Source organism: Nonomuraea sp. 10N515B (genome assembly GCF_052245915.1).
Lineage (GTDB): Bacteria > Actinomycetota > Actinomycetes > Streptosporangiales > Streptosporangiaceae > Nonomuraea.
This window is the reverse complement of the sequence record NZ_JBQQBQ010000036.1, coordinates 1-26683: the sequence shown is the minus strand read 5'-3', so window position 1 is coordinate 26683 and position 26683 is coordinate 1. Positions and strand designations below refer to the sequence as shown.

General features: G+C 68.7%; 19 protein-coding genes, 1 tRNA gene and 1 pseudogene. 18 read left to right on the top strand and 3 right to left on the bottom strand.

The window, feature by feature from the left end; all coding sequences use genetic code 11:
* The first annotated feature begins 29 nt into the window (after positions 1 to 29).
* Complete coding sequence (locus ACTWQA_RS38160) at positions 30 to 986, top strand: hypothetical protein (RefSeq protein ID WP_443163806.1); 957 nt, start codon at positions 30 to 32, stop codon at positions 984 to 986.
* A gap of 30 nt (positions 987 to 1016) precedes the next feature.
* On the opposite strand, the gene ACTWQA_RS38155 is transcribed toward ACTWQA_RS38160, so the two are convergent.
* A complete protein-coding gene (locus ACTWQA_RS38155) occupies positions 1017 to 2240 on the bottom strand; it encodes a serine/threonine-protein kinase (protein ID WP_443163805.1) in 1224 nt (407 codons plus the stop codon).
* Between the two features lie 209 nt (positions 2241 to 2449).
* On the opposite strand from ACTWQA_RS38155, the gene ACTWQA_RS38150 reads away from it, so the two are divergent.
* From ACTWQA_RS38150 to ACTWQA_RS38115, 8 genes and pseudogenes are all read left to right on the top strand, one after another.
* Positions 2450 to 3718, top strand: a complete 1269-nt coding sequence (locus tag ACTWQA_RS38150) for a 4Fe-4S binding protein (protein ID WP_443163804.1) — start codon at positions 2450 to 2452, stop codon at positions 3716 to 3718.
* Positions 3715 to 4341 (top strand): NADH-quinone oxidoreductase subunit J family protein, encoded by a 627-nt coding sequence (locus tag ACTWQA_RS38145; RefSeq protein ID WP_443163803.1) that lies wholly within the window; start codon positions 3715 to 3717, stop codon positions 4339 to 4341. Before ACTWQA_RS38150 ends, ACTWQA_RS38145 begins: the two co-directional genes overlap by 4 nt.
* Positions 4341 to 4655, top strand: a pseudogene (gene nuoK, locus ACTWQA_RS38140) (NADH-quinone oxidoreductase subunit NuoK); the annotation flags it as partial. The gene ACTWQA_RS38145 and the pseudogene nuoK, both read left to right, overlap by 1 nt.
* Before the next feature lie 293 nt (positions 4656 to 4948).
* Positions 4949 to 6931: an NADH-quinone oxidoreductase subunit 5 family protein gene (locus tag ACTWQA_RS38135; RefSeq protein ID WP_443163802.1), complete on the top strand. Its 1983-nt coding sequence runs from the start codon at positions 4949 to 4951 to the stop codon at positions 6929 to 6931.
* Complete coding sequence (locus tag ACTWQA_RS38130; RefSeq protein WP_443163877.1) at positions 6931 to 8556, top strand: complex I subunit 4 family protein; 1626 nt, start codon at positions 6931 to 6933, stop codon at positions 8554 to 8556. Before ACTWQA_RS38135 ends, ACTWQA_RS38130 begins: the two co-directional genes overlap by 1 nt.
* A complete protein-coding gene (locus tag ACTWQA_RS38125) occupies positions 8553 to 10061 on the top strand; it encodes an NADH-quinone oxidoreductase subunit N (RefSeq protein WP_443163801.1) in 1509 nt (502 codons plus the stop codon). The genes ACTWQA_RS38130 and ACTWQA_RS38125 overlap by 4 nt, the downstream gene beginning before the upstream one ends.
* 104 nt (positions 10062 to 10165) lie before the next feature.
* Positions 10166 to 11017: a zinc metalloprotease HtpX gene (gene htpX / locus ACTWQA_RS38120; RefSeq protein ID WP_443163800.1), complete on the top strand. Its 852-nt coding sequence runs from the start codon at positions 10166 to 10168 to the stop codon at positions 11015 to 11017.
* Between the two features lie 8 nt (positions 11018 to 11025).
* On the top strand, positions 11026 to 12513 hold the full coding sequence (locus ACTWQA_RS38115) for a hypothetical protein (RefSeq protein ID WP_443163799.1): 1488 nt from the start codon (positions 11026 to 11028) through the stop codon (positions 12511 to 12513).
* Between the two features lie 18 nt (positions 12514 to 12531).
* On the opposite strand, the gene ACTWQA_RS38110 is transcribed toward ACTWQA_RS38115, so the two are convergent.
* Positions 12532 to 13002: an NUDIX hydrolase gene (locus ACTWQA_RS38110; protein ID WP_443163798.1), complete on the bottom strand. Its 471-nt coding sequence runs from the start codon at positions 13000 to 13002 to the stop codon at positions 12532 to 12534.
* A 205-nt stretch (positions 13003 to 13207) separates the two neighbouring features.
* Positions 13208 to 13699: a YajQ family cyclic di-GMP-binding protein gene (locus ACTWQA_RS38105; RefSeq protein WP_442942053.1), complete on the bottom strand. Its 492-nt coding sequence runs from the start codon at positions 13697 to 13699 to the stop codon at positions 13208 to 13210.
* Positions 13700 to 14022: 323 nt separating this feature from the next.
* Here ACTWQA_RS38105 and ACTWQA_RS38100 point away from each other — a divergent pair.
* The 9 genes from ACTWQA_RS38100 to ACTWQA_RS38060 all read left to right on the top strand — a co-directional run bounded on the left by ACTWQA_RS38100 (position 14023) and on the right by ACTWQA_RS38060 (position 26435).
* A tRNA-Tyr gene (locus tag ACTWQA_RS38100) sits at positions 14023 to 14104 on the top strand.
* A 399-nt stretch (positions 14105 to 14503) separates the two neighbouring features.
* Positions 14504 to 15526: a LacI family DNA-binding transcriptional regulator gene (locus ACTWQA_RS38095; RefSeq protein ID WP_443163797.1), complete on the top strand. Its 1023-nt coding sequence runs from the start codon at positions 14504 to 14506 to the stop codon at positions 15524 to 15526.
* Between the two features lie 72 nt (positions 15527 to 15598).
* Entirely contained in the window at positions 15599 to 17296 is a 1698-nt protein-coding gene (locus tag ACTWQA_RS38090; RefSeq protein ID WP_443163796.1) for an ABC transporter substrate-binding protein, read from the top strand.
* 86 nt (positions 17297 to 17382) lie between these two features.
* Positions 17383 to 18360 (top strand): ABC transporter permease, encoded by a 978-nt coding sequence (locus ACTWQA_RS38085; RefSeq protein WP_327586152.1) that lies wholly within the window; start codon positions 17383 to 17385, stop codon positions 18358 to 18360.
* 14 nt (positions 18361 to 18374) lie between these two features.
* Positions 18375 to 19310, top strand: coding sequence for an ABC transporter permease (locus ACTWQA_RS38080; protein ID WP_443163795.1), 936 nt, complete (start codon positions 18375 to 18377; stop codon positions 19308 to 19310).
* 3 nt (positions 19311 to 19313) lie between these two features.
* A complete protein-coding gene (locus ACTWQA_RS38075) occupies positions 19314 to 20282 on the top strand; it encodes an ABC transporter ATP-binding protein (protein ID WP_443163794.1) in 969 nt (322 codons plus the stop codon).
* Entirely contained in the window at positions 20279 to 21322 is a 1044-nt protein-coding gene (locus ACTWQA_RS38070; RefSeq protein WP_443163793.1) for an ABC transporter ATP-binding protein, read from the top strand. Before ACTWQA_RS38075 ends, ACTWQA_RS38070 begins: the two co-directional genes overlap by 4 nt.
* Positions 21319 to 22830, top strand: coding sequence for a glycoside hydrolase family 32 protein (locus ACTWQA_RS38065; protein ID WP_443163792.1), 1512 nt, complete (start codon positions 21319 to 21321; stop codon positions 22828 to 22830). Before ACTWQA_RS38070 ends, ACTWQA_RS38065 begins: the two co-directional genes overlap by 4 nt.
* 56 nt (positions 22831 to 22886) lie before the next feature.
* The gene (locus tag ACTWQA_RS38060) at positions 22887 to 26435 is read left to right on the top strand and encodes a glycoside hydrolase family 32 protein (protein ID WP_443163791.1); all 3549 of its coding nucleotides are present in this window, start codon (positions 22887 to 22889) and stop codon (positions 26433 to 26435) included.
* The last annotated feature ends 248 nt before the right edge of the window (positions 26436 to 26683 follow it).

Here is a 26683-nt window from a genome sequence, read left to right as displayed (position 1 = left end):
CTTATTCGTCGTACCCGAGCAAGGGGCCCATGGGGGATGACGCATTGAACGAGCTTCTTCCGGTAGCAGGCGCGACAAAGGGGGGCCGCTGCCCCGAAACCATCCTGACCGCAGACGGGGATTCGCTGACGGTCACCGACAACACCTCAGGCCATTCGGTACGTCTGACGCCGGCCCAGCTTTACCAGTACGGCTATGAACACGGGGACAGCTCTGTTCAGGGTCTGGCCGCGTTGGATTCCGACGGCCTGGTCATGCTCGACCTGCCCGGCGAATGGCACACGCCTCACCTGCGGTCCTTCGCTACACGGGCCGGAATCCCACTGGTGGACGCCCGTGGCAGGCCCTCGCGGGTGGTGCGCAAGGTGCTCGCGAGCCGCGCCCCCGGCTGGGTGCGCCTACACGGCCTCTCGCGCCCCTCATTCACCAAATGGCGCAAAACCGCAGTCGTATGCGCGGGAGTCATCGGCTTGTGCGTCATGGCATATCTGGCTTACGCGGGGCTGTGGGCCGCCTGGCATGGCATTTCTTGGATCGGCCGGCTGATCCTGGACATCGTCGATGCGAAATGGCTGGTCGTCGCCCTCAGCCCGGCATTGATGGTCATTCGCCCCGTCAGGGCGAGAATCCACCGCCGACGCGTCGACAAAGGCTCGATCGTGGGCCCGCTCCAAGGCCCGTACCTGGCCGGAAAGGACAGCAGGTGGAGGCTCCAGATCATCCAGCGGAACGTCGTCATCGCCGACTTTCCCATGGGCGTGGACATCAACGAGGCGTTCAGCCTGCTCCTCTACAGCTACGAGGACCTGACGGGCCTGGTCGTCCTGGACAGGATGGATCATGTTCTCCATCACCTCCCCGGCCGCTGGCCCGCGAACGACGTGGACCGCTTTGCCAAGCGCCAGGAACTGCTTCTGGTCGTGGAACGGCTGTCGCGCGAGGAGTATCTCGACTTGGTCAAGCGGGCAAGAACGGCAATCCCGTAACGCCAGTGACGACGGTCGCGGCATGCGGGATCAGTTGATGATCGCCAACATCACATCGGAGGCCGACGGCCGCTCCTCGGGCCGCTTGCTCAGACAACCCCCCACAACCCCGCGTAACGCAGGCGGCAACGGCGATAAGTCCGGATGAACGGTGAGCACCCGGTTGAACACCGCAGGTACGGAGTCCTCCCCGAACGCCGGCCGCCCCGTGGCCGCGAACACGATCGTCACGGCCCAGCTGAACACGTCGGACGCCGGCCCCACCGTCTCCCCGGACAACTGCTCAGGCGACATGTAAGGCGGCGTCCCCACCATTTTCCCGGACGTCATGGTCATCTGATCGAGCGCCCGGGCGATCCCGAAGTCGATCACTCGTGGCCCGTCATGCCCGATCAGCACGTTGCTCGGCTTGAAGTCGCGATGAACGATCCCCGCCTTGTGGATGGCCGCCAGCGCCCCCGCTGTGGACAACGCCAGCCGAGTCAGGCTGTCCTCGTCGCGCGGCCCGTGCTTCCTGACGAGCTGCTCCAGCGACGGCCCCTCCACGTATTCGCTGACGATGTACGGGTATTGCCCGGTGATGTTCACGTCCAGCACCCGGGCTGTGGAAAACGTCGCCACCCGCCGGGCCGCTTCCACCTCCCGCGCGAACCTCGCCCGCGCCGTCTCGTCGACCAGATCGTGCAGCACCTTCACGGCGACCCGCACCCCATTGGGCGCCGCGGCCAGATAAACAGCCCCCTGTCCGCCACGTCCGAGTGACTTGAGCACCCGATAGTGCCCGACCCACTCCGGCTCACCCGGCGTCCGCTGGTGGCTGGGCGCGGTGGTCCGCTGGTGCAGATCCACCTGCTGCATGGGCGGCGGGTGCTGGTGCTGTCGGGGCTGTTGGTACGGCCGGTACGGAGTGTGCACAGGCGCGCTGAGCCGCGCCCGCACCATCGTCGGCACCAGGATCCCGGAATGGATGACACCGCCGCCCCAGCTGACGATGAGCCCCAGGGACACCAGCAGGCCCAGCGGCTCGGGGATGTCCTCGAATTCGGCGTACGCGAGCGCCGAGATCACGAAGGAGCCGATGCAGACCAGGTAAACAGAGGCGGCAGCGGCCTGGAACGCGCTGCGCAGCCAGAACGCCGCGAACCCGATCGTGAACGGGGTCGCCAGTCCGCACGTGAACAGGGGCAGGCAGGCCCACGCGACCGCGGCCGCCCACGCCCCGCCACTGGGACGGACCTGATGGCTGTGCTGCATGGCCGAGAGACTATCGTCCTGTCGCGGTTCATACCGGGCATGTCATCAGCTTGTGGATAACCTCCCGCCAGCCTGTGGATGACTGTGGAAAAAACCTGGGGACAACGCTCTGGCGCATTCACCTGCGCCGCTAAGTGCGACATGATGTTGATATGGGGAGGATGCCGGGAGTCGGACTGGCAAAGGGGTTGTCTATCACCCTTCGCCACATGCTGCGTAGATCGGTGACGCAGCAGTATCCCGAGGTCAAGCCCGACCTCCCGCCCCGCAGCCGCGGCGTCATCGCCCTGGTCGAGGAAAACTGCACCTCCTGCATGCTCTGTGCCCGGGAGTGCCCCGACTGGTGCATCTACATCGATTCCCACAAGGAGACCATCCCGGCTCCCGAGGGCGGCCGCGCCCGCCAGCGCAACGTTCTCGACCGCTTCGCCATCGACTTCTCCCTCTGCATGTACTGCGGCATCTGCATCGAGGTGTGCCCGTTCGACGCGCTCTTCTGGTCGCCGGAGTTCGAGTACGCCGAGGGTGACATCCGCAACCTCGTGCATGAGAAGGACCAACTGGCGGCTTGGACCCAGACAGTTCCCCCGCCTCCGGCCCACGACCCCGGCGCCGAGCCCCCAAAGGAACTCACCGCCGCACCCCGCCGCCCGGCCCCGGACCGCTCCCCCCGCCCACCTGCGGATCGCGGCGCCGGCCCGTCTGCGGACCGTCCGTCCCGCCAGGGTGCCGACCGCCCCTCACGCCGGGCCTCTGACCGCGGCACCGGCGCGTCCGCCGACCGTCCGTCCCGTCCGGCCACCGAAGGCGTGTCGGGTCCCACCACCGAAGGCGTGTCCGGCCCGGCCACCCAAGGCGTGTCGGGCCCCGCCACCGAACAGCCCGCTAGCCCGAGTGCCGAACAGCCCACGTCGGCCGAGCCCGCCGGCACCGAGCCCGCCGGCACCGAGCTGACGGACCGTTCGCCTGCCCGCGACGCCACGTCGGAACAGACCAGCGCAGGCGCGACAACCACCCCAACAAGCGCGGAAGCGGCCGACGACGCCGCGAGGACAGGCCCCACGGCCCACGCCCAAGACGCGAAACCGACGACGAACGCGCCCGGCGAGGGCCCCGCAACGCCAACAGGCCCCACAGGCAGGCCTCAGCGCGAACGCCGGCCGATGTCGAACGTACGCGGAATCAGACCACCCGGCGCTCTCCCCGCCCGCTCCGAGGGCGAGGCCGTCACGGACGAGGCTGGAGAGCACGTTACGGACGATGCTGGAGAGCAGTCGCAGGGACCGGCTTCATCCACAGGTGATGCAACCGCAGAAAAGTTGTCCACAGCCTCGGCCGATCCGCAACCACGGCCCGAGCCGGAGGAGCAGACTTCTGCCGCGAGCCCCCGCAGGCGCAAGATGGCCGACCCACGGTCCATCCGCCCGCCCGGACGGCTCGGCCCTGATGAGACAAGGGAGTCCGAGGAGGAGTCGTGACCGAAGCGGTGCCCTCCTACCTGTCACCCACCGGGCAAGAAATCGTGTTCTTGCTGCTGGGTGCGGTAGCGGTTGGATCGGCGCTGCTTGTCGTCACGACCAGGCAACTGGTCCACGCGGCCCTCTGGCTCGTGGTCTGCTTCGGGGCCCTGGCGGGTTGTTACCTGGTGCTGACGGCCGAGTTCGTGGCCTGGGTCCAGGTGCTGATCTACGTGGGCGCGGTGGTCGTGCTGCTGTTGTTCGGCATCATGCTCACCCGAGCCCCCATCGGCCGCTCCGCGGACCTCGACAGCGGCAACCGGCTCGTCTCTGCCCTTGTGGCGCTGGCGACGGCCGCGATCCTGGTCACGGTGGTGATCGACGGATTCCGCACGGCGTACACACCGCTGAGACCCGGCCCGGGTGCCGCCAAGGAATTGGGCGCAAGCATATTCGCGACCTGGGTGCTGCCCTTCGAGGCCCTGTCCGTGCTGCTGCTCGCCGCACTGATCGGTGCCATCGTGCTGTCCCGTACGGACATCCCCGGCGGCTCACCACCAGACCAAACAGGCGATTCCGCGGGAAATTCGGGACGCCGTCAGACCGGCGGTAGCTCGGCACCCGATCAAACCGGGGGTCATTAGTGCATATCGTCTACCCGGCAGTCGTCTCCGCGCTCCTCTTCTCCATCGGCGTCTACGGCGTGCTCGCCCGCCGCAACACGATCCTCGTGCTGATGTCGGTCGAGTTGATGCTCAACGCCGTCAACCTCAACCTGGTGGCCTTCGACGTATGGCTCCGTGACCGCCTGCACAGCGGCCAGGTGCTCACCCTCTTCGTCATCGTCATCGCGGCCGCCGAAGTGGGCTTGGGCCTCGCGATCGTCCTCGCCCTCTACCGCAACCGCCGCACGGTCGACATCGACCACCTCCGCGACCTCGCCGAGCCCGCCGACGACCCTCCGGTCCTCATCACCACGTCTGCCTCTTTGCCCACGGAAGCCGCGCCAGCCTCTCCACCCACCGAAGCCACGACAGACGACCTGACGGCACCGGCACGCGCTCAGGCGAGCCTCCCGGGGGATAGGCCCGACCCCACGGTCGCTCCCACAGCACAGCCGTCCCACGGCGCCCCTGACTCCGACGGCGACAGCACAGCCGACACGCCGGAGCCCCGGGAGCACCGAGGCCCTCAGGGAGACGCCCAGGACGGCCACGGAAGCGAGCAGCCGGTGAAGCGAGGTGGCCGGCGATGACGACCTTCCCGCTGCTGGCCGTCCTCCTGCCCTTCCTGGCCGCCTTCGCGGGCCTGCTGCTTTCACGCTGGCCCCGCCAACGCCCAGCCGCCGCCATTCACCCGCCGCGCCCAGCCACCAGTCACCCGCCCCCCCACGGCACCGGAAACGACACCGCCCCCCAGACCGCGGCAACCAACGGGCAGCGTGCGAATGCCCGCGCGGCTTGGCTGGCCATCCTGCCCACCGCCGCCTCGGCAGTGCTGGCAGCCTGGCTGGCCTGGGACCCGGGCTTCGCGTTCCTGGCGGGCACCACCACGGCACCACAGCCCACCGGCCAGACCTACGGCACGGTGACCACCGGTGCCATCCCGATCTCGCTCACCCTCCAGGCCGATCCTCTGTCCAGCCTCCTCGGCGTCCTGGTCACGCTCGTAGCCCTGGCCGTTCAGGTCTATTCGGTCGGATACCTCAAAGACGATCCGCGCTACCCCTCCTACAGCGCTTTCATCAGCCTGTTCACCAGCGCGATGCTCCTGGTCGTCTACGCAGGGGACCTCCTGGTCCTCTACGTCGGCTGGGAGATCATGGGCCTGTGCTCCTACCTGCTCATCGGCCACTGGTGGGAGGACCGGGGCAATTCGCGCGCCGCGGTGAAGGCATTCCTCGTGACCCGCCTCGGTGACGTCGGCTTCCTGTTCGGGATCTTCGTGCTGGGCCAGGCGGCGGGCAGTTTCCGCATCGCCGACGTCCTGGCCAAGGTGCCGGAGATGTCCACGGCCACCACCGTAACCGCCACCATGCTCCTCCTGGCCGGTGTGGCCGGTAAGAGCGCCCAGGTCCCGCTGCACACCTGGCTCCCCGACGCCATGGCGGGCCCGACGCCGATCAGCGCCCTGATCCACGCCGCCACCATGGTCGCCGCCGGGATCTTCATCGTCGCCAGGCTCTTCGACGTGTTCCGCGAAGCCCCGCCCACGATGGACGTGCTGGCCGTCGTGGCGGCACTGGGCATGCTCGGCGCCGCCCTGGCCGCGCTGGCGCAGGATGACCTGAAACGAGTGCTCGCCTACTCCACGGTCAGCCAACTCGCCTACATGGCCGGCGGCCTGGCCGCGGGCTCCGACACGTCGGCCATCTTCCACCTGCTGACACATGGCGCGTTCAAGGCGCTGCTGTTCCTCTGCGCCGGCGCGGTGATCCACCACGTCGGCTCCAACTTGATGACGCAGATGGGTGGCCTGCGCAGGGAACTGCCGATCACGTTCGTGACCATGACGATCGGCTTCGCCGCCCTCATGGGCATCCCTCCGGCCAGCGGTTTCTTCAGCAAGGACGCGATCCTGGCGGCCATGGACGACGCCCTGGCGACCGGCGGGCTGACGGACGCGGCAGCGCTCCTGCTTTATGGCTGCGGCCTCGCCACCGTGGCCGTCACCGGCGCGTACGCCACCCGAGCCTGGCTCCGCACCTTCTTCGGCGAGGCGAGGGCGGTTGCGTTGCCCGAGCCCGAACCCGGCACGGCCCACGTCGTGGACGTCACGGAAGCCCCGCGGACGATGCTGGTGCCCCTCATCCTCCTCGCCGTCCCCGCGCTGCTGCTCGGCTTCTCCGGCGAACTCCACGTGGATCTGGGCGTGGCCGCCATCAGCGTCGTGCTCGCGCTGCTCGGCGCGGGGGTGGTCTACGCCTTCTGGCGCATCGATCCCATCGCCGACCCCGCACGCCTGCTGGGTCCGCTGCGGGCGCCATGTGAGCAGGCGTTCCATGTGGACCAGCTGTACGCCGCGTTGTTCGTCCGCCCGGTCCTGGCCCTGGCCAGGCTCGTCGTCAGGACGGACGACGTGGTCGTGGACGGCGCGGTCCGCGGCTCCGGCAGGTCGGCCCGCGGATTGGCCGGGGTGCTGCGCCTGGCCCAGAACGGCAACGTCCAGCTCTACATCAGCGGCATCCTGGCCGGTGTCCTCCTGATCGCGGTAGGGGCGGTGATGTTCGCATGATGGGCTGGATTCCCGTTTCGCTGCTGGCCGTGCCGCTGCTGGGCGCACTCGCCCTCGTCCTGGCCCCGCAGGCCCTCCGCCCGGCGCTGCGCACGTACGGACTGATCCTTTCGGGCATCACCCTGGCCCTGGCAGCCCTGCTGATGGCGATGTTCGACTACGGCCAGGCCGCGCGGCAGCAGTTCGAGGTGGACATCCCGTGGATCCCGGGACTCGGGCTCCGCTTCCACCTCGGCCTCGACGGGATCTCGCTGCCGCTGATCGCGCTGACGGCCCTGCTGACCTTCCTGTGCTTCGTCTATCTGTCCTGGGGCAGCGCCCGAGCCCCCGGCCAGCTGATGAGCACCAGGCCGAGGGCGCTGGTGTTCACGCTGCTCGTGCTCGAAGTCGGCATGATCGGCACGTTCCTCGCCCTCGACCTGCTGCTCTTCTTCGTGTTCTTCGAGATCGTGCTGATCCCGATGTACTTCCTGATCGGCATCTGGGGCGGCGAGGGCCGGCGGGCGGCGTCGGTCAAGTTCATCCTCTACACGCTGCTCGGCTCGGTGGTGATGCTGCTCGGCCTGCTGCTCGTCTGGGCCCAGACCGGCACGCTCGACATCGAGGCGCTGAGCGCGGCCCACGGCAGCGGTATGGCCAGATCGGTGCAGATCCTGGCATTCGTGGCGATCGGCATCGGCCTGGCGGTCAAGACCCCCATGTGGCCGCTGCACACCTGGCTGCCCGATGCCCACACGGAGGCACCCACCGTGGGCTCGGTGCTGCTGGCCGGGGTGCTGCTGAAGATGGGCACGTACGGCTTCGCCAGGATCGCCATCCCCATCCTCCCCGAAGGGGCGGTGGCGGTGGCGCCGTGGCTGGGCGCGTTCGCGGTGGTCGGCATCGTGTACGGGGCCCTGGCGTGCCTCGCCCAGCGCGACCTCAAACGTATGATCGCCTACTCCTCGGTCGGCCACATGGGCTTCGTCCTGCTCGGCTTCGCCACGCTGACCCCGGTCGGCATCAATGGCGCGCTCTTCGCCAACGTCGCCCACGGTCTGATCACGGGTCTGCTCTTCTTCCTGGCCGGCGCGATCAAGGAGCGCTACCACACCGCCGACATGCCGTCGCTGGGCGGCGGCATGCTGACAACGTTGCCGCGGCTCGGATCGATGCTGACCTACGCGTCGATCGCCTCGCTCGGGTTGCCCGGGCTGGCCGGGTTCTGGGGCGAGATGCTGGCGCTCTACGGCTCCTATCAACCGGCGACCGGCCTGCCGCGCGGCCTGTTCCTCACCTACATGGCGATCGGCGGCCTGGGCGCGGTCCTGACGGCCGCGTACTTCCTGGTGATGCTCTCCCGCGTCACCCACGGCCGCCCCCTGCTGATCGCGGACCTCCCGCCAGAAGCCGCGGACGACCGCCTGGTCCGCGAAACCCCGGACGAACGCCCCGTCGTCCCCCTCGACTCGCCGCCGCAACAGATCGCCGTCCTGGCGCCGGCGGCGGCAGCCGACATCAGGACCTACGAACTGCTGGCCTGGACGCCGCTCGTGGCCCTGATCCTCCTGCTCGGCCTCTGGCCAGGCCTCCTGCTCTCCCTCACCACGCCGGCCGTGCAGACCCTGCTGGGAGCCATCTCATGATCCAGCAGATCGACTACTTCGTCATCGCGCCCCCGCTGGTGCTGGGCATCGTGGCCGGCCTGGTGCTGCTGCTCGACGCCTTCCTCCCCGCCCGCCCGCGTACGCAGACCACGCTGGGCCTGACCACGCTCGCCGGCGTCCTGGCCTCCCTGGGCTTCGTCATCGCCCAGACGGCGACCGGCGGCGGCCAGACCTTCTGCGTCCCCCCCAATCTCACCGCCGAGGGGACGCTCTGCTCCTTCGTCGCGGACGGCTTCACGCTCGTCTTCGCGGGCCTGGTGCTGGTGGCGGCCGTGGTCGTCGTCCTGATGTCGATGACCGAGCTGGCAAGCGGCGGCATCCCGGTCGGCGAGTGGTATTTCCTCCTGCTCTGCACCCTCGTGGGCGCGGTGAGCCTGCCTGCCTCCCGAGACCTGATCATGCTGGTGGTGGCACTGGAGCTCGTTTCGCTCCCGGTGTTCGCCCTGACCGCGCTGAAGCGCTACGACGGGCGCTCCTCCGAGGCGGCCGTGAAGCTGTTCGTCGTGTCCGTCGTCTCTACGGCGATCATGCTGTTCGGCGTCTCCCTCCTGTACGGCATCGCCGGGACGGTCTACCTGTCCCGCCTGGCCGCCGTCTTCAGCGGCCAGATCCCCGCGCCGGGCGCGGCGCTGCCCGCCGACCAGGGCCTGCCCGCCGTCGTCACGGTCGGTGTCGTCCTCGTCGTGGCCGGGTTCGCGTTCAAGATCGCCGCCGTGCCGTTCCACTCCTGGGCGGCCGACGTCTACCAGGGCGCTCCCATCCCGGTGGCCGCTCTGCTGTCGGTCATTTCGAAGGCGACGGGGTTCGCGGGGCTGATCCTCATCCTGGTCGCGGCGTTGTCCGGGCAGGCCGCCACCTGGACCCCGATCATCGCGATCATCTCCGCGCTGACCATGACCGTGGGCAACCTGCTCGCCCTGCGCCAGCGTTCGGCCGTACGCCTGCTGGCCTGGTCCTCGGTGGCCCAGTCCGGCTACATCCTGGCCCCGCTGGCGGTCGGCACGGCGGGTGCGATCGGCGCGTCCACCGCCTACCTCGTCATCTACGCGGCCATGAACCTCGGCGCGTTCGCGGTCGTCATGCTCGTCTCCAGAACAACCGCCCGCAACGAGCTCGACGACTACCGCGGCCTGGTCTACCGCAACCGGGCGGCGGGCATCGCGCTCGCGTTCTGCCTGGTCTGCCTGGCCGGTCTGCCGCCGGGCCTGGCCGGGCTCTTCGCCAAGGTCTTCGTCTTCCGCGAGATCATCGAGGCCGGCACCGGCTGGCTCGCGCTGGTCATGGCCGTCAACACGGTGATCGGCCTCTACTACTACGCCGTCTGGACGGCGCGCCTGTTCACCCCGGCAGAGGCCACGGCGCCCGCCGCACACCGCCCGTCACCGGCGATCTGGCCCGCGATGGGCCTGGCCGTGGCAGCGGCGATCCTGTTCTCGATCGCACCCCAACTGGTCCTGGACATGACCACGCTGTCCATCAGGTGAGAAACGAGAAAGTCGCACTCCGCCCTCAACTGAGCACGCCGGGGAACGAAGAGCCGGGTCATCGTCGTTGGACGTGGTGGACCTCGACCACGAAGGGGGGAACCTTGCACCACAACGGTCTGCGCACAGCCGTGCTACTCGGCAGCCTGTCGGCGCTGATTGTCGCGGCGGGCGCGTGGTTGGGCGGCGGAACCGGTGTGCAGATCGCGCTCGTGCTCGCCCTGGCGAGCAACGGCGCGGCCTACCTCTTCTCCGACCGGATCGCGCTGTCGGCCATGCGGGCCAGGCCGGTCAGCGAGGTCGAGCAGCCCACGCTCTTCCGGATCGTGCGCGAGCTGTCCACCGAGGCCCGGCAGCCCATGCCACGGCTCTACATCTCGCCGACGGCACAGCCGAACGCGTTCGCGACGGGCCGAAGCCCGCGTAAGGCCGCGGTGTGCGTCACGTACGGGCTGACCCAGCTGCTCGATGAGGCCGAGCTGCGCGGCGTGATCGGGCACGAGCTGTCGCACGTCTACAACCGGGACATTCTCGTCTCGTCCGTGGCCGGCGCATTGGCTACGATGATCACCTGGCTCAGTTATGTGGCCGTGTTCTTCGGCGGCTCCGACGACGACGAGGGCCCGGGCTTCGTAGGCGCGCTGCTGATGATGGTCCTGGGTCCGGTGGCGGCAGGGATGGTGCAGATGGCGATCTCCCGTACGAGAGAGTTCCAGGCCGACGAGTCGGGCGCCAGGCTCACGGGCGACCCGCTCGCCCTGGCCTCCGCCCTCCGCAAGATCGAGATGGGCGCGCGCCGGCATCCGCTCCCCGAGAACAGCCGCCTCACCTCGGCCTCCCACATGATGATCGCGAACCCGTTCCGCGGCTCCGGCTTCGGCCGCCTCTTCTCGACCCACCCGCCTACGTCCGAGCGCGTCGCCCGCCTCGAGCGCATGGCCGGCTACCGTCGCTGATCGATCAGATGGGCCGAACCCCCCGGCTGACCGAAGCCGAGCGCAAACTGTGGAACGCGTTTCCCACAGGTGACTTCGTCGACCTCGGCCCGGTCACCTGCGCCTCCGACAGCCCCGCGGGAGAGAACGCTCCGAAGGACGGCGACACGTGGGGCCCCGAGCGGACGATCCGCGCCAAGGTCGTCTCCTCCCTGCTGCTCGGCGCACGCGAGGCGGGCGCAGGCCAGGTCCCTGCGGTACGGGTGCGCGGTGCGCGCATCACCGGCCAAATCGCCCTCCTGGGCGGCACCATCCAGCACGAATTCGCGCTGAGCGGCTGCCACCTGGACGAACCCCTCCAGCTCACCAACGCCACCACCCGCTCGATCCGCTTGACCGACTGCACGTTCCCGGGCCTCAACGGCGGCGGCATGCGGGTCGCCGGCCACCTCAGCCTCTCCGGCTCCAACATCACCGGGACCGTCCGCGTCGCCCGCACCCAGTTCGAGAGCGGGTTGTGGCTTGCCGGCACCAAGATCGTGGGCGACGACGGCGAATGGGCTCTCTACGCGAACGCCACCATCGTGGACGCGGGCATGCACCTGCGCAACGCCGACCTCACCGGCGGTGTCGGCCTGGTCGGCGCACGCCTGAACGGCGGACTCTTCCTCGAGAACGCAACACTCCGCAATCCCGGCAAGGAAGCCCTCACCGCTGACAACATGGTCGTCGAGGACATCATGCGCTGCACCGACGGATTCCACGCAGACGGCTGCGTACGACTCCGAGGCGCCCGCATCAACGGGACGTTCTCCCTCAACGGCACCGTGAGCAGCCCCGACACCCGTTATGCCCTCCACATGAGCCACATGGAGGTCCGCGAGCTCTACCTCAAGCCCGCCGAGCCCGTCGACGGCGTCGTCACCCTCACGCACTCCAAGGTAGGCACCCTGCACGACGACCCCGAAACGTGGCCGGCGAAGCTGCGCCTGAACGGCCTGACGTACGACCGCCTGCGCTCCGGCGTCAAACGGAGGGTCGAATGGGTCACGCGGGACCCCGAGGGCTTCCGTCCGCAGCCGTACGAGCAACTGGCCGCCTGGTACCTCAGCGACGGCAACGACGCGCTCGCCCGCCGTACCCAGCTGGCCAAACTCCGCGCCAGACGCCAGACCCAGGGGTTAGGCGGCCGGCTATGGGGCCGCCTGCTCGACGTCGCGGTCGGATACGGCTACCGCCCCTGGCTGGCAGGCATATGGTTCACGCTCCTGCTGGCGATCGGCGCGGTCGTCTTTGGCCTCAACCCACCCAGAGCCCTCAAACCCGCCGAGAGCCCAGATTTCAACTCGTTCGCATACACCTTCGACCTGCTGCTCCCTCTGCCCACATTCGGGCAGCGAGAGTTCTTCGACCCGGGCGGGTGGACGCAGTGGCTGGCGTACGCGCTCATCGTCTCGGGCTGGATTCTGGCAACGGCACTGATCGCAGGCGCCACCCGAATCCTCCGCCCCCAGTGAGCAGCCGACGCGGGACCGCTACGCGACTCCTCCACCCGCAATGACCTTCCGCAGGAGGGCCGCAAGATCCTCGGGATGGAAGACCTCCTCGGCACTTTCGAGCTCCTCGACACTCCACCACCGATAGCCGATCGTCGTGTCCTTCTCGATCTGCTCCATGTGCTCGAACGACACGGCCGCGTCACCCACCCGTACCGTGAGAAACACCTGGTCCTGCGTGATGGCGTAGCCCGCCCAGGAGAACTCGATCGTGCGGGCCCCGAACGGCGCGCCGAACTCCTCCACGCCAACCCGGATCCCGGCCTCCTCATACAGCTCACGCGCGGCGGCCTCAGCCGGCGTCTCACTGTCCTCCAAGGCCCCGCCGACGGTGAACCAGTACGGCAGCTCGGGCTGCTCGGGATTGAATCCGTACAGCAGAAGCACCCGGTCCTGATCATCGATGGGCAGAGCGCGCGCCGCGATGCGCCGCAGGGGAATCTTCGTCACATCCCCCGACCCTACGACCCAGGACCGCACGCATGGCGATAGGCGGCCCCGCGCAGCGCCAGGAAGAGCCCATGACCGGGCGCATCCTGAACGACGCGCCCGGCCATGCCATGCCATGCAAGAAGCCGCCTGAACCCACCTCCCACGTGCCCCTCCGCGCCGCGACCCCCACGACCGCGCGCCACCCCGGAGATGTCCACAACAGCTATCGGTAGTTGACGAACTGCAACGCGATATCCAGATCCTTGCCCTTGAGCAGCGAGATGACCTCCTGCAGCTCGTCCTTCTTCTTCGAGCTCACCCGAAGCTCCTCACCCTGAATCTGCGCCTTGATCCCCTTGGGCCCCTCGTCGCGAATCAGCTTGGAGATCTTCTTGGCGTGCTCCTGGTCGATGCCCTCCTTGAGGCTGACCAGCATGCGGTATTCCTTACCGGACAGCTTGGCCTCACCGGCGTCGAGGATCTTCAGCGAGAGCCCTCGCTTGACCACCTTCTCCTTGAACACGTCGAGCGCGGCATCGGCCCGCTCCTCGCTGTTGGCCTTGATCTCGATGTTGTTCTGCCCGGACCAGCTGATGCTCGCCCCGGTGCCCTTGAAGTCGAACCGATGCCCGATCTCCTTGACCGTCTGGTTCAGAGCGTTGTCGACCTCCTGCCGGTCGATCTTGCTAACGATGTCGAAAGACGAATCGGCCAAAACACCCACCCTCTCAGCTGCGAAGCACTACGCGGATCCCGCCTGCACCGGCGTCGCGAACGCACGAATAGCGAACGAACGGACCCAGCGAACGAGCCTAGCCAGCATCGGCCCGCCGTGCAGGACACCGTCCCCCGTACACCGATGATCACCCTTCATGATCTCTTGCCCAGAACCGCACCGCTTGGTCAGGTAGGTGGATGGGGCGCCTGGGCTGGTTCCGGTCGAGCATGACGCCACAATCCGGCACGGGACAAACCGGTGTCACGTACACCTCTGAAGTCCGCTATCCTTCTGTGTGTCGCCGCGAGAGCGGAAGACAAGGCAGGTTGCCCGAGTGGCCAAAGGGAGCGGTCTGTAAAACCGTCGGCTCAGCCTACGCAAGTTCGAACCTTGCACCTGCCACACCAGCGGGAAGAGGCCCGTCACCAGCGGAAACGCGGTGACGGGCCTCTCGCGTTGTGTCCGGCCGTCCTCGGCGATCATTGGTCAGGGATGATCGTCTGCTGGAGCTGCCCGATACCCCCGACTGGGCGCAAGGATCGGTGCTGCGGTCAACTACCTGACCGCCTATCTGGCCCTCATGAAGGTCGCGAAGGTTCCGACTGGTGTGGGTCGTCCCGCGCGTCCGTCCTGGCGAAGGGTGCGGGCCGGTGGCCTGATGCAGCCCATGCTGGGTGTTGACATACCGCGCGAAACTGGCGTAACTTCCGTGCAACGCCGAGGTAATACGCTTTACTAAAGCGCATTATCGAGAAGCGATCAGAGTCTGGTCTGCTCTGCGCCGATCGAAGGAGACTGGAAGTGGCCACGAACAAGCCGCGTCGCGTGACCATGAAAGACGTCGCGCGTCACGCGGGCGTCTCGCAGACCACCGTCTCCTTTGTCTTGAACGGCCGGCCCGGCGCCACGATCCCCGACGAGACCCGTCAGCGGATCCTCGAGGCGATCGACGAGCTCGGCTACCGGCCCAACGCCGGAGCGCGGGCCCTCGCCGCGAAGCGCAGTGATTGGTACGGGCTGATCACCGAGATCGTCACCGCGCCCTTCGCCGCTGACGTCATCAAAGGCGCGCAGAATCGCGCCTGGCGCGACCGGAAGTTCCTGTTGATCGCCGCGAGCGAGAGCGACCCCGCCCAGGAGGCCGCCGCGATCGACCAGATGCTGGAGCACCGCGTAGAAGGGCTTCTGTATGCCACGACCTGGCATCGGGCCGTCACGCTCCCCAAGGCCGCCCTCGAGGTGCCGACGGTGCTCGTCAACTGCTATGACGAGGAAGGGGAGCTACCGTGCGTCGTTCCCGACGAGGTTACGGGCGGCTACCGCGCGACCCGCCGGCTCCTCGACGCCGGGCACACCCGCATCGGGTTCATCAATCTCGATCCAGTGATACCGGCCGCCATCGGGAGGCGCGAGGGATACGAGCGTGCCCTGCATGAGGCCGGGATCGCCCTCGATCCCTCCCTCGTCATACCGGGCTACGCCACCGCCGACGGCGCCTACACCGCCGCGTGTGAACTGCTCGACCGTACGGGCGCCGACCGGCCGACCGCGCTGTTCTGCGGCAACGACCGGATGGCGATGGGCGCGTACGACGCGATCAAGGAACGCGGACTACGTATCCCGCACGACGTGGCCGTGGTGGGGTTCGACAACCAGGAACTCATCGCCGCCTATCTGCGGCCGAAGCTGACGACGCTCGCCCTGCCCTTCGAAGCCATGGGCACCACGGGCGTCGACATGCTGGCCGTCCTCGCAGCGGGGCAGCCGCTCGACACCCTCCGGGTGACGCTCGACTGCCCGCTGCTCGAACGCTCGTCGGTCTGACTGCGAATCAGCCCGCCGAGGAATCCCGTCCCGTCTTCGTCCTGTGTGTTGAAGAGGAAAGGAATCTTCATTATGACACCCCCCACACCTTCACGGCGGCGGCTGCGGCCCCTCATGACGGCGCTGTCCGCCTCCGCCGCAGTGGCTCTGGTGCTGTCGGGCTGCAGTGGCGGCTCCGGCGCCTCCGGCGGGGCCGCCAAGGCCGGTGCCGCCTCCGGTAGCCAGCTCCTCACGATCCCGCGCGAGGACCTGGCGACGTTCACGCGCAACTTCAACCCGCTCGCGGGCATGCAGGCCGCTCCCATGACCCATCAGGCGGTCTACGAGCCGCTGGTGGTGCACAGCATGGCGGACGCCAAGGACACGCCGTGGCTCGCCACCAAGTGGGAGCAGGCCGAGGACGCCCGCTCGCTCACGTTCACGCTGCGCGAGGGCGTCAAGTGGTCGGACGGCCAGCCGCTCACCGCCGACGACGTCGTCTACACCTTCCAGCTTCAGAAGGACGTGCTGGGCGGCTTCGACTACCTCGACGAGGTCACCGCGGTCGACGCCCAAACGGTGAAGTTCTCCTTCAACAAGCCCTTCTCGCCTGCCTTCTTCGAGATCAGCGGCCACTACATCCTGCCGAAGCACATCTGGTCCCAGGTGAAAGACCCGGCGAAGCACACCAATCCGGACCCGGTCGGCACCGGCCCGTACACCAAGGTCGAGAACTTCCAGAGCCAGTCGTACGAACTGCGCAAGAACCCGCACTACTGGCAGCCGGACAAGCAGCAGATCGCCGGCATCAGGATGGTCGCCTTCTCCGGCAACGACAGCGCCAATATCGCCTTCGTCAACGGCGAGGTGGACTGGACGCAGTCCTTCATCCCGGACATCGAGAAGTCCTTCGTCGCCAAGGACAAGCAGCACAACCACTACTGGTTCCCACCCGTCGGCGCCATGATCAACTGGCAGCTGAACACGACCAAGGCCCCCTTCGACGACCCGGCCGTCCGCAAGGCGCTCAGCATGGCCGTCGACCGCGACAAGGTCACCAAGGTCGCGATGAACGGCTACGCCGAACCCGCCGACTGCACGGGTCTGGCCCGGACGTACGACAAGTGGCGCGACACGTCCCTGGCCGCCTCGTGCACCTGGACGAAGTACGACACCGGCGCGGCGGCGCAGGCCCTGGACGCGGCCGGCTATCGGGACAGCGGCGGCAAGCGGCTGCTGAAGGACGGCAAGCCATTCACGCTGGACATCTCCGTCGGCTCCGCCTCCTCCGACTGGATCTCGGTCGCCAACATCATCAAGCAGGATCTCGCGAAGGTCGGCATCACCGCCACCGTGAAGACGCCCGACTGGTCGGCCGTCCAGTCGTCGTACGACCAGGGCACCTTCGACACCGGCATCGTGTGGAGCAACAATGGCGCCACCCCGTACGAGTACTACCGAGGCGTGATGTCGACCAAGATGCTCAAGCCCGTCGGCAAGCAGGCCACTGAGAACTACCACCGCTTCGGCGACAAGAAGGCCGACGAGCTCATCGCCGCCTTCGCCGCCGCCACGGACGAGACCAAGCAGCGCGAGCAGATGAACGGCCTGCAGAAGCTGTACGACGAGCAGGCGCCCCTGGTCCCGCTGTTCACCGGCCCCGAATGGGGCGCGTACACCGACGCCCGCTTCACCGGCTGGCCCACCGAGGAGAACCCGTACGCCACCCTCGGCAACCGCAACTCCAGCACGATCCTCGTGCTCACCTCACTGCAGCCCGTCAAGGGCTGACGCCCGAGCGGACCGGCGGCCGTCCTCCTCCCCGGACGGCCGCCCCCGCGCCCCGCCCCCACCGCCACTGACAGGGAGCACGACCCGTGCGTCTGATCCTGCGCAACCTGGGGTTCTATCTGCTCGCCTTCTGGGCTTCCATCACCCTGAACTTCGTACTCCCGCGCTTCATGCCGGGCGACCCGGTTTCCCGGATGTTCGCGCAGGCCCAGGGCACGATGCAGCCCGACCAGATAGCCCAGCTGCGGAAACTCCTCGGCCTGGACAACCGCCCCCTCTGGGAGCAGTACGTCACCTACGTCAAGAGCGTCTTCACCGGCGACCTCGGCATCTCCATCACCCGCTTCCCGACCCCGGTCACCGAGGTGATCGGCTCGCAGATCGGCTGGACCCTGCTGCTCGGCGGCATCGCGCTCGTCATCGCCGCCGTCGTCGGCAACCTGCTCGGCATCGTCGCCGCCTGGCGGCGCGGCGGCGTCCTCGACTCCGCCTTCCCACCCCTGCTGATCTTCGTCGGCTCGTTCCCGTACTTCTGGCTGGCCATGGGGGCGCTGTACCTGTTCGGAGTGAGCCTGGGCTGGTTCCCGCTGCGGCACGCCTACGACGTCGGCCTGACCCCCGGCTTCACCGGCGAGTTCGTCTCGAACGTCGCCACCCACCTGGTTCTGCCCGCGCTGACCATCGTGCTGGTCTCCATCGGCGGCTGGATGCTCGGCATGCGCAACACCATGATCGCCACGGCGGCGGAGGATTACATCACGATGGCCGAGGCCAAGGGCCTGAGTCCCGCCCGGATCATGTTCCGCTACGCCGCCCGCAACGCGATGCTCCCGTCCGTCACCAACTTCGGCATGGCGCTCGGCTTCGTGGTCGGCGGCGCCCTGCTCACCGAGGTCGTGTTCGCCTACCCCGGCATCGGCTACCAGCTCCTGATGGCCGTCCAGGGCCTGGACTACCCGCTGATGCAGGGCATCTTCCTGACCATCACGGCGGCGGTGCTGCTCGCGAACTTCCTCGTCGACCTCGTCTATGTCCGCCTCGACCCGCGCGTCCGCGTCCGCTGAGGGGAGCCGCCGACATGACCGCCGTAGACATCGACATCGCGGGGACCTCCGCGGCAAAGGCACAGGCACCGCCCGGCCGCCGACGTGGACTGCTGCGCCAACTCGCCGGCGTCAAGAAAGCGCTGATCGGACTGGCCCTGCTGGCTCTGTTCGCGCTCCTCGCCCTGCTCGCCCCCGTCATCGCCCCCGGCGACCCGTCGCTCATCAACGCGACGGGAAGTCAGCCCCCCTCGGCCGCTCACTGGCTCGGTACGACGGCGAAGGGACAGGACGTCCTCGCCCTCACCCTGTGGGGTGCCCGCAGTTCGCTCTTCGTCGGGTTCGCGGTCGGGCTTGCCGCATGCGCGGTTGCCACCGTCATCGGCCTGGCCTCCGCGTACTTCGGCCGAATCGCGGACGACGTGCTCACTCTGATCACCAACATCTTCCTGCTGCTCCCCGGCCTGCCGCTGCTCATCATCCTGGCCGCGTTCCTGCCCCCCGGGACCTCCACCGTGATCCTGGTACTCGTCGTCACCGGCTGGGCGGGATCGGCCCGGGTGCTGCGCGCTCAGGCCAAGTCGATCCGCGGCAAGGACTTCGTGGCCGCGGCCGTCGTCACGGGAGAGCGCCCGCTGCGCATCATGTTCCGCGAGATCCTGCCCAACATGGCGTCCGTGGTGATGACTACGCTGCTCGGCTGCGTGATCTTCGGCATCGGCGGTCAGGCGGGCTTGGAGTTCCTCGGTCTCGGGGACAGCAGCGTCGTCAGCTGGGGCACGAACCTGTACTGGGCCGGCACCGACGGCGCCTTGATGACCGGCGCGTGGTGGGCCTTCGTCCCCTCCGGGCTGTGCATCGCGCTCGTCGCCTTCGCGCTGGCATTGGTCAACTACGCGGTCGACGAGATCACCAACCCGAGGCTGCGGGCCCAGCCCGCCAAGCGGCGCTCCGCCGAGAGGAAGGGCTGAGCCATGGATTCCGTACACGACGCACCCGTCCTCGACGTCCGCGGCCTCCGCGTCGAATACCGCAGTGACGGACGCACCGTCCTGGGCGCCGACGACGTCTCCTTCTCCATCGGCCCCGGAGAGGTCTTCGGGCTGGCCGGGGAGTCGGGCTGCGGCAAGTCGACCATCGCCAACGCGGTGATGCGACTGCTGAAGCCCCCGGCGGAGATCACCGCGGGAAGTGTCCACTTCCAGGGCCGGGACGTCCTGGCCCTGGACGAGCGGGAGCTGCGCGCCTTCCGGTGGCGGGAGATCGCCATGGTCTTCCAATCGGCGATGAACTCGCTCAATCCCGTCCTCACCATCGGCGAGCAGATCGGCGACATCTTCACCACTCACGAGAAGCTGAAGAAACGACTGGCGCGGGAGAGAGCGGGCGAGCTGCTCCACCTGGTGGGCATCGACCCCGGCCGACTCAGGGCCTACCCGCACCAGCTCTCCGGCGGTATGCGGCAGCGCGTGGTCATCGCCATGGCCGTCGCGCTCCGGCCCCGACTGCTGATCATGGACGAGCCGACCACCGCACTCGACGTCGTCGTCCAGCAGGAGATCATGGCCCAGATCCGCGACCTCCAGCACGAGCTGAGCTTCTCCATCCTCTTCATCACCCACGACATGTCCCTGATGGTCGAGCTGTCCGACCGCATGGGCGTGATGTACGGGGGACGGATCGTCGAACTCGCCGACGCCAAGGATCTGTTCACCCAGCCGCTCCACCCGTACACCGAGGCGCTGATGAACGCCTTCCCGCCGCTGACCGGCCCGCGCCGGGAGCTCACCGGCCTCTTCGACGCCCCCCGTACCGCCGGCAGTTGCGGCTTCCACGTCCGTTGTCCCGAGGACCGCTCGGACTGCTCCGTGAACATCCCCAACCTGCGTGAGGTCGCCCCCGGCCGGTGGGTGGCCCAGAGCCCTCAGGGAGTCCCGCGATGACCCAGCCCCTGCTCTCCGTACGCGGCCTGAGCAAGGACTTCCAAGTCGGCACCGTCTTCTCACGGCGCCGTGTCCGTGCCGTCAACGACGTGTCCTTCGACCTGCCGGCTGGCCGGATCACCGCCCTGGTCGGCGAGTCCGGCAGTGGCAAGTCCACCATCGCCCGCTGTCTGGCCCGCCTTGAACAGCCCTCCGCCGGACAGGTACTCCTGGACGGCGAGGACGTCCTGCGCACCGAACGGCGGCGGGCGTCTCGGGCGTACCGCCGCAAGGTCCAGATGGTGTTCCAGGACCCCTTCGGCTCGCTCAACCCCGTTCACCGCATCGAGCATTTCCTCACTCGATCCCTCGTCGTGCACGGCCGCCCCGCCACACGAGAGGCGCTGCGCGAACTGATGACGACCGTGGGTCTGACCGAGGACATGCTGCAGTCCTACCCGCACGAGCTCTCCGGCGGCCAGCGCCAGCGCGTCGCCGTCGCCCGCGCCCTCGCGGTCGAACCCCGGCTGATCCTCGCCGACGAACCGACCTCGATGCTGGACGTCTCCGTACGCGTCGGCGTGCTCAATCTGATGCGGCGTCTGCGCGACGAACGGGACACCGCCATGCTGTACATCACCCACGACCTGGGCTCCGCCCGCTATCTCGCGGACACCACGATGGTGATGTTCGCCGGCGAGCTCGTCGAGGGCGGCGACGCACTTGCCGTCATGGACGCCCCGGCCCACCCCTACACCCGCCTGCTGCTGTCCGCCGTACCCGACCCCGAGCGGGCCGGGAGCTACGACCCGGTCGAGCGCGCTCGACTGCGCGAGGCGATCCTCAACCCCACGTCCTGCCCGTACGGCGACGACGGCACGTGCAGCCGCACCGAGCCCGTCCGCCACGTCGTCGGCGAGGACGACGGACATCCCCACTGGGTGCGCTGCCACCTGCGCGCACCGATCTCCGACATCGCCCGCCGGGTGCTCAAGACCACCGACAGGCCGACCGGCGAGGCCACCGACGACACCGAGGAAGCTGAGACCGCCGCCGCATGACCCACGACCTCACCCTCCCCTCCGACATCTCCGGCGCCGAGGGGCTGGCCGAGCGCGCCGAACGCGACCCCCACCGTCCCCGCTTCCACTTCACCTCGCCCGGTGGCTGGCTCAACGATCCCAACGGGCTAACCCACTGGAACGGCGTCTACCACCTCTTCTACCAGTACAACCCGCTTGCTCCCGTCCACCACCGCATCCACTGGGGCCACGCCACCAGCAACGACCTCGTCCACTGGACCGACGAGCCGATCGCCCTCGTCCCGGGCTCCGACGGCCCCGACCGTGACGGCTGCTGGTCCGGCGTCCTCGTCGACGACGGGGGAGTGCCCACGCTCGTCTACTCCGGCCGTCACGGGAACCGCGAACTGCCGTGCGTGGCCACCGGGTCCGCCGACCTGAGGCGCTGGACCAAGGACCCGGCCAATCCGGTCATCAGCGCCCCGCCCCGCGACATCGACGCCACCGCCTTCCGCGACCACTGCGTCTGGCGGGAGGGCCAGGTGTGGCGGCAACTGGTGGGCTCGGGCATTCGGGGCGTCGGCGGAACGGCCTTCCTGTACGAATCCGACGACCTGCGCACGTGGCGGTACGTCGGCCCCCTGCTGATCGGCGACGCCTCGCAAAACCGGGGCGAACTCGACTGGACCGGCACGATGTGGGAGTGCGTCGACCTGTTCGGCACAGACGACGACACCGACGTCCTGATCTTCTCCGCCTGGGACGAGGGCACCACCCACCACCCTCTGTACTGGACGGGCCGCTACCAGGGCGACACCTTCACTCCGACCTCCCTCCACCGGCTCGACTACGGCGAACGCTACTTCTACGCTCCGCAGTCCACACGTGACGCCCACGGCCGGCGGATCATGTTCGGCTGGCTCCAGGAGGGGCGATCGGAAGCGGTGACGGCGCAGGCGGGGTGGTGCGGTGTCATGTCGCTGCCACGCGTCGTCACCCTCGGCGCGGACGGGCAGCTGGTTCAGGCCCCCGTACCCGAGCTGGCCCGGCTCCGGCGAGATCACGTACGGGTCCCCGCCGGCCCGCTGGACAACACGTACACCCGGCTGCACTCCGTGCGGGGAGACCAGCTCGACATCGAGATCACCCTGCGGCTCGCGCCCGGCGCCACCGCCCGGCTGGTCGTGCGCGAGACGCCGGACGGTGCGGAACGCACGGTCGTCGAGGTGAGCCGCCTGCCCACGGGCGGCATCCTCCGGCTGCACCGCGAGGCGTCCAGCCTCGACCCGTCCCTGGACGCCGAACCGCGTCACGGGGAACTGCCGCTGAGTGGCGACGGCCTGGTGGACCTGCGTGTCCTCGTCGACCACTCCGCACTGGAGATCTTCGCCAACGGCCGGCCGCTCGCCGCCCGCATCTACCCCACCCGCTGCGACGAGGCCGTCGGCGTCGGCATCAGTGCCGACGGCGACGTCACCGTGGAGAGTTTCGACGCTTGGCGGATGGCGCCGGCGTTCACCGACGGCCCCCGGCCGCTGTGGCCGTGACGGTCTGAGCCCACCACCCTCTCAGCACCCTCCCAGCACCCCCTCAGGAGCCCGCCATGCGCGTGTCCCGTCGTACCCTCCTGCTCGCCGGAGGTCTCACCCTGCTGCCCCTCCCAGCTGCCGTCCCGGCATCCGCCCTTGCCGAGAACACCTCCGCACGAAACCCGATCCCCGACCCCCTCCCCCTCACCGGCAAGTGGAACCGCACCGCCGACGGCGGTTGGAAGGCGACCGGCGCCACCGGAGAAGGCGCCCTCGCCCTCTCCGAGCAGCAGATCGCCGCCAAGGCCACGTACACCGTCCAGGTGGCCCCCACATCCCAGAACGGAGTGGGCGCGCTGGTGTTCCGGGCCGCCGAGGACGGCTCCGCCGGATACGCGGCCGCCCTGGACCACGAGCGCGTACGGCTCTTCGACCTGGCGAGCGGCCAAGCCATCGCCACAGCGCGGCTGGCAGGAGCGCGGACCGGAGGAACGTACGAGCTCGAAGTCACCGTGGACGGAGCCGAGCTGACCGTCTCCGTCGACGGCAAGAGGCGCATCCGCGCAGAGGATCACCGCTACGACTCCGGCGCCGTGGGCCTGCTCGCCCAGAACGGCACCGTGGTCTTCGGCCCGCCCACCCTGTCCGAGGTCACCACTAATCTCACCGGCTGGACCACCGGCGGCGGCACGTGGACGGCGACCCCGCTCGGCTGGCGAGCCGAAGCACCCGACGGCGGCACCGCCCGCGCCATCGCCGCCACCCAGGCGTACGACACCGCCCTCCAGACCGACCTCATGCTCCACGACACCTCCGCCGTGGCCACCCTGCTGGTGCGGGCCGGCGCCACGGGTACTCAGGGCTACGGCGTCCAGGTCGACCCCGGACAGGGCCGGCTGCGGCTGTGCCGCATCGACGGGGACGTCACCCTCGGCACCTACAACACCACCATTAGAACGGGAACCGTCTACCGGCTGCGGATCGAGGCCGAAGGCGACGAACTGCGCGTGCACTGGCAGACGAACTTCCTCTCGCCCGACGGCTACGCCCCCGCCATCACGGCTCGGGACACCGGACACGCCTTGGGGCGGCTCGGCGTCCTGGTGTCCGGCGGCGCGGCGTCTTTCGACAACATCGCCGCCGCCGACCTCGTCACCGACGTCATGGGATGGACGACCAGGTCCGGTACCTGGACTCCCGACCTGCGCGGTATCCGAGGCGGCAGCGGCCTGCGTACGGACTCATTCGCGCACGGCGACCTGGTCGCGAGGGCCGACATCACGCCGAGTGGCCCGTCGGCCTCCGCCGGCCTCGTCGTGCGCGCGTCCGCGAACGGCTCCGGCGGCTACGAGGCCCGCCTCGACGCCGCCCGCAACACCGTCAGCCTGATCGACCGGGCCTCCGGCGCCCGCGTCGCGACCGCCGCCGCGCCGATCCGGCGCATCGCCGCAGGCGGCACCTACCGGGTAGAGGTCCGCGCGACCGGTAGGACCATCGAGATGCACGTGGATGGCGTACGCGCGCTCATGGCACGCGTCTCCGCGACCACGGGCGCCTCCATCGGCGTCGCGGCCGCGTACGGCACGGCGTACTTCCAGAACGTGCAGGCCAGGAGCACGGCCGGCTACTTCACGGAGCCCTACCGCCCCACATACCACTACACCCAGCTCACCGGCTCCACCAGCGACCCCAACGGCCTGGTCCACTACGACGGCGAATACCACCTCTTCCACCAGGACCGGGGCCGGTGGGCGCACGCCGTGAGCACGGATCTGGTCCACTGGCAGCCCCTGCCCATCGCCCTGCCCTGGAACGAGTACGGCCACTGCTGGTCGGGTTCGGCAGTCGTCGACGAGGACGACTCGTCAGGCCTCTTCGACGGCGGCTCCGGCCTCATCGCGTACTACACCAGCTATCACCCGGACAAGCCCGGCGGCAACGCGAGCGTTCGCATCGCCTACAGCAAGGACAAGGGCCGCTCCTGGCAGTGGCACGGCGGCCCGGCACCCGCCGTGCAGAACCCGGGAGGCCCCGACGCCGGCTGGACCTTCCGAGACCCGAAGGTCGTCCGCGACGACGCACACGCGCAGTGGGTGATGGTGGTCTCCGGCGGCGACCACATCCGCTTCTTCACCTCCACCGACCTGCTCACCTGGACGCACACCAGTTCCTTCGGATACGGCGGCTGGGTGACGGGCGGGGTGTGGGAGTGCCCCGACCTGTTCCCACTCCCGGTCGACGGGGACACGGCGCGCGTCAAGTGGATCCTCACTCTGAGCACGGGAGCCGTGCGCGCGACGGACGGCTCGGCCGCCCAGTACTTCACCGGTGACTGGAACGGCACCTCCTTCACCCCGGACCAGACGGCGGGCACGGTGCTGCGCCCCGACTCCGGGCGCGACTACTACGCCGCCATGTCCTTCTACGGGCTGCCCGGCGGGCGACGCGTGTGGCTGGCCTGGACGAGCAACTGGGACTACCCGTTCAGCGCCCCGACAGGTGCCTGGAACGGCCAGTTGAGCATTCCGCGCGAGCTCACCCTCACCAACACCGACGACGGTGTACGTCTGGTGCAGCGTCCGGTGCCGGAACTGACCGCCCTCCGTGCCACGACGACCACCCGTACCGACCTGTCCGTCGGGCCGGACTCCGCCAACCCGCTGGACGGGGTCAGAGCGGTAGCGTACGAGGTCGAGGCCGAGATCACCCTCGGGACGGCGACGGAGGTCGGCTTCCGGCTGCGTGAAAAGGACGACCAGCACACGACAGTGGGCTTTGACGCGCAGGCGGGCCGGCTGTTCGTCGACCGTACGGCATCCGGCCTGAGCGACTTCACGCAGTACTTCAAGGGCCGCACCACTGCCCCGATGAGGCCCGTCGACGGCCGTGTGACATTGCGTGTCTTCGTGGATTCCTCGTCGGTCGAGGCCTTCGGAGCCGACGGCCGGGCGACGATCACCAGCCTGATCTTCCCCGACCCTGACGCGCAAGGCATGTCCTTCTACACAAAGGGCGGGACCGCACACGTCGAGTCGCTCAAGGTACACCGGCTGCGGAGCGCGTACCGCTTGGTGGACCGTACGACGCAGCGAGAGACCCCACGGACCACCGGCGCGGAATTCCGCTCGAATCTGGGCGAGTTGACCGTTACCCCCGCCGGCCATTGGTCGACCGACAGCGCGGGCCGTTCCGGAACCTTCGACAAGGACAGCAACGCGATGTCGTCCCGCACGGCCACGAACCTGGACTTCACCACCCTGATCCGGCTGGGGAGCCCCGACGCCACGACCAGCGGAGCACTCTCCCTCCTGTGGCGCGCCTCGGCCGACGGCAACGACGCCTACTGCCTAAACATCGACCCCAACCTACGCGTGATCCGCCTGGTCGCGAAGGCCGATGGGATGTTCGACGATGCGGCCGCCCTGGCCCGGGTCCCGGCACTGGTCCGGCACGGCACGACGTACCCGATCCGCATCCTCGCCGAGGGAAACCGGATCCAGGTGTTCCTGTCTGACACCCGGATCATGGACGTGACGGACACGACGTACACGCGCGGACATGTCGGACTGAACGTCTTCGACGGTCGGGCGGCTTATCAGGACACCTATGTGAAGGAGCTGTGAGCAACTCCTCATCGACCGAGAGGCGTTCGGCAACGGCATCGAAAGAGTAGTCGACCGCTATGTCACGATGACCCGAGCGACTCGGCAACTCGTCATCCTCACGAGCTCCCGGGGCCGGACAGAGCAATCGTCAAGACCTGTGGATCAAGTTTCTTAAGCAGCTTTCGACTTACCCCCGATCGTCGGTGATTCCTCGGGCCGCTCGACGAGCTTGCCCTTGACGAACGTGGCCCCGGCGCGGACCAGGG

Bases quoted from the DNA above. Each gene is read 5' to 3' on its own strand.
- ACTWQA_RS38160 (WP_443163806.1), top strand. From the start codon at position 30: ATGGGGGATGACGCATTGAACGAGCTTCTTCCGGTAGCAGGCGCGACA.
- ACTWQA_RS38155 (WP_443163805.1), bottom strand. From the start codon at position 2,240: ATGCAGCACAGCCATCAGGTCCGTCCCAGTGGCGGGGCGTGGGCGGCC.
- ACTWQA_RS38150 (WP_443163804.1), top strand. From the start codon at position 2,450: ATGCTGCGTAGATCGGTGACGCAGCAGTATCCCGAGGTCAAGCCCGAC.
- ACTWQA_RS38135 (WP_443163802.1), top strand. From the start codon at position 4,949: ATGACGACCTTCCCGCTGCTGGCCGTCCTCCTGCCCTTCCTGGCCGCC.
- ACTWQA_RS38130 (WP_443163877.1), top strand. From the start codon at position 6,931: ATGGGCTGGATTCCCGTTTCGCTGCTGGCCGTGCCGCTGCTGGGCGCA.
- ACTWQA_RS38125 (WP_443163801.1), top strand. From the start codon at position 8,553: ATGATCCAGCAGATCGACTACTTCGTCATCGCGCCCCCGCTGGTGCTG.
- ACTWQA_RS38115 (WP_443163799.1), top strand. From the start codon at position 11,026: ATGGGCCGAACCCCCCGGCTGACCGAAGCCGAGCGCAAACTGTGGAAC.
- ACTWQA_RS38090 (WP_443163796.1), top strand. From the start codon at position 15,599: ATGACACCCCCCACACCTTCACGGCGGCGGCTGCGGCCCCTCATGACG.
- ACTWQA_RS38080 (WP_443163795.1), top strand. From the start codon at position 18,375: ATGACCGCCGTAGACATCGACATCGCGGGGACCTCCGCGGCAAAGGCA.
- ACTWQA_RS38075 (WP_443163794.1), top strand. From the start codon at position 19,314: ATGGATTCCGTACACGACGCACCCGTCCTCGACGTCCGCGGCCTCCGC.
- ACTWQA_RS38070 (WP_443163793.1), top strand. From the start codon at position 20,279: ATGACCCAGCCCCTGCTCTCCGTACGCGGCCTGAGCAAGGACTTCCAA.
- ACTWQA_RS38065 (WP_443163792.1), top strand. From the start codon at position 21,319: ATGACCCACGACCTCACCCTCCCCTCCGACATCTCCGGCGCCGAGGGG.
- ACTWQA_RS38060 (WP_443163791.1), top strand. From the start codon at position 22,887: ATGCGCGTGTCCCGTCGTACCCTCCTGCTCGCCGGAGGTCTCACCCTG.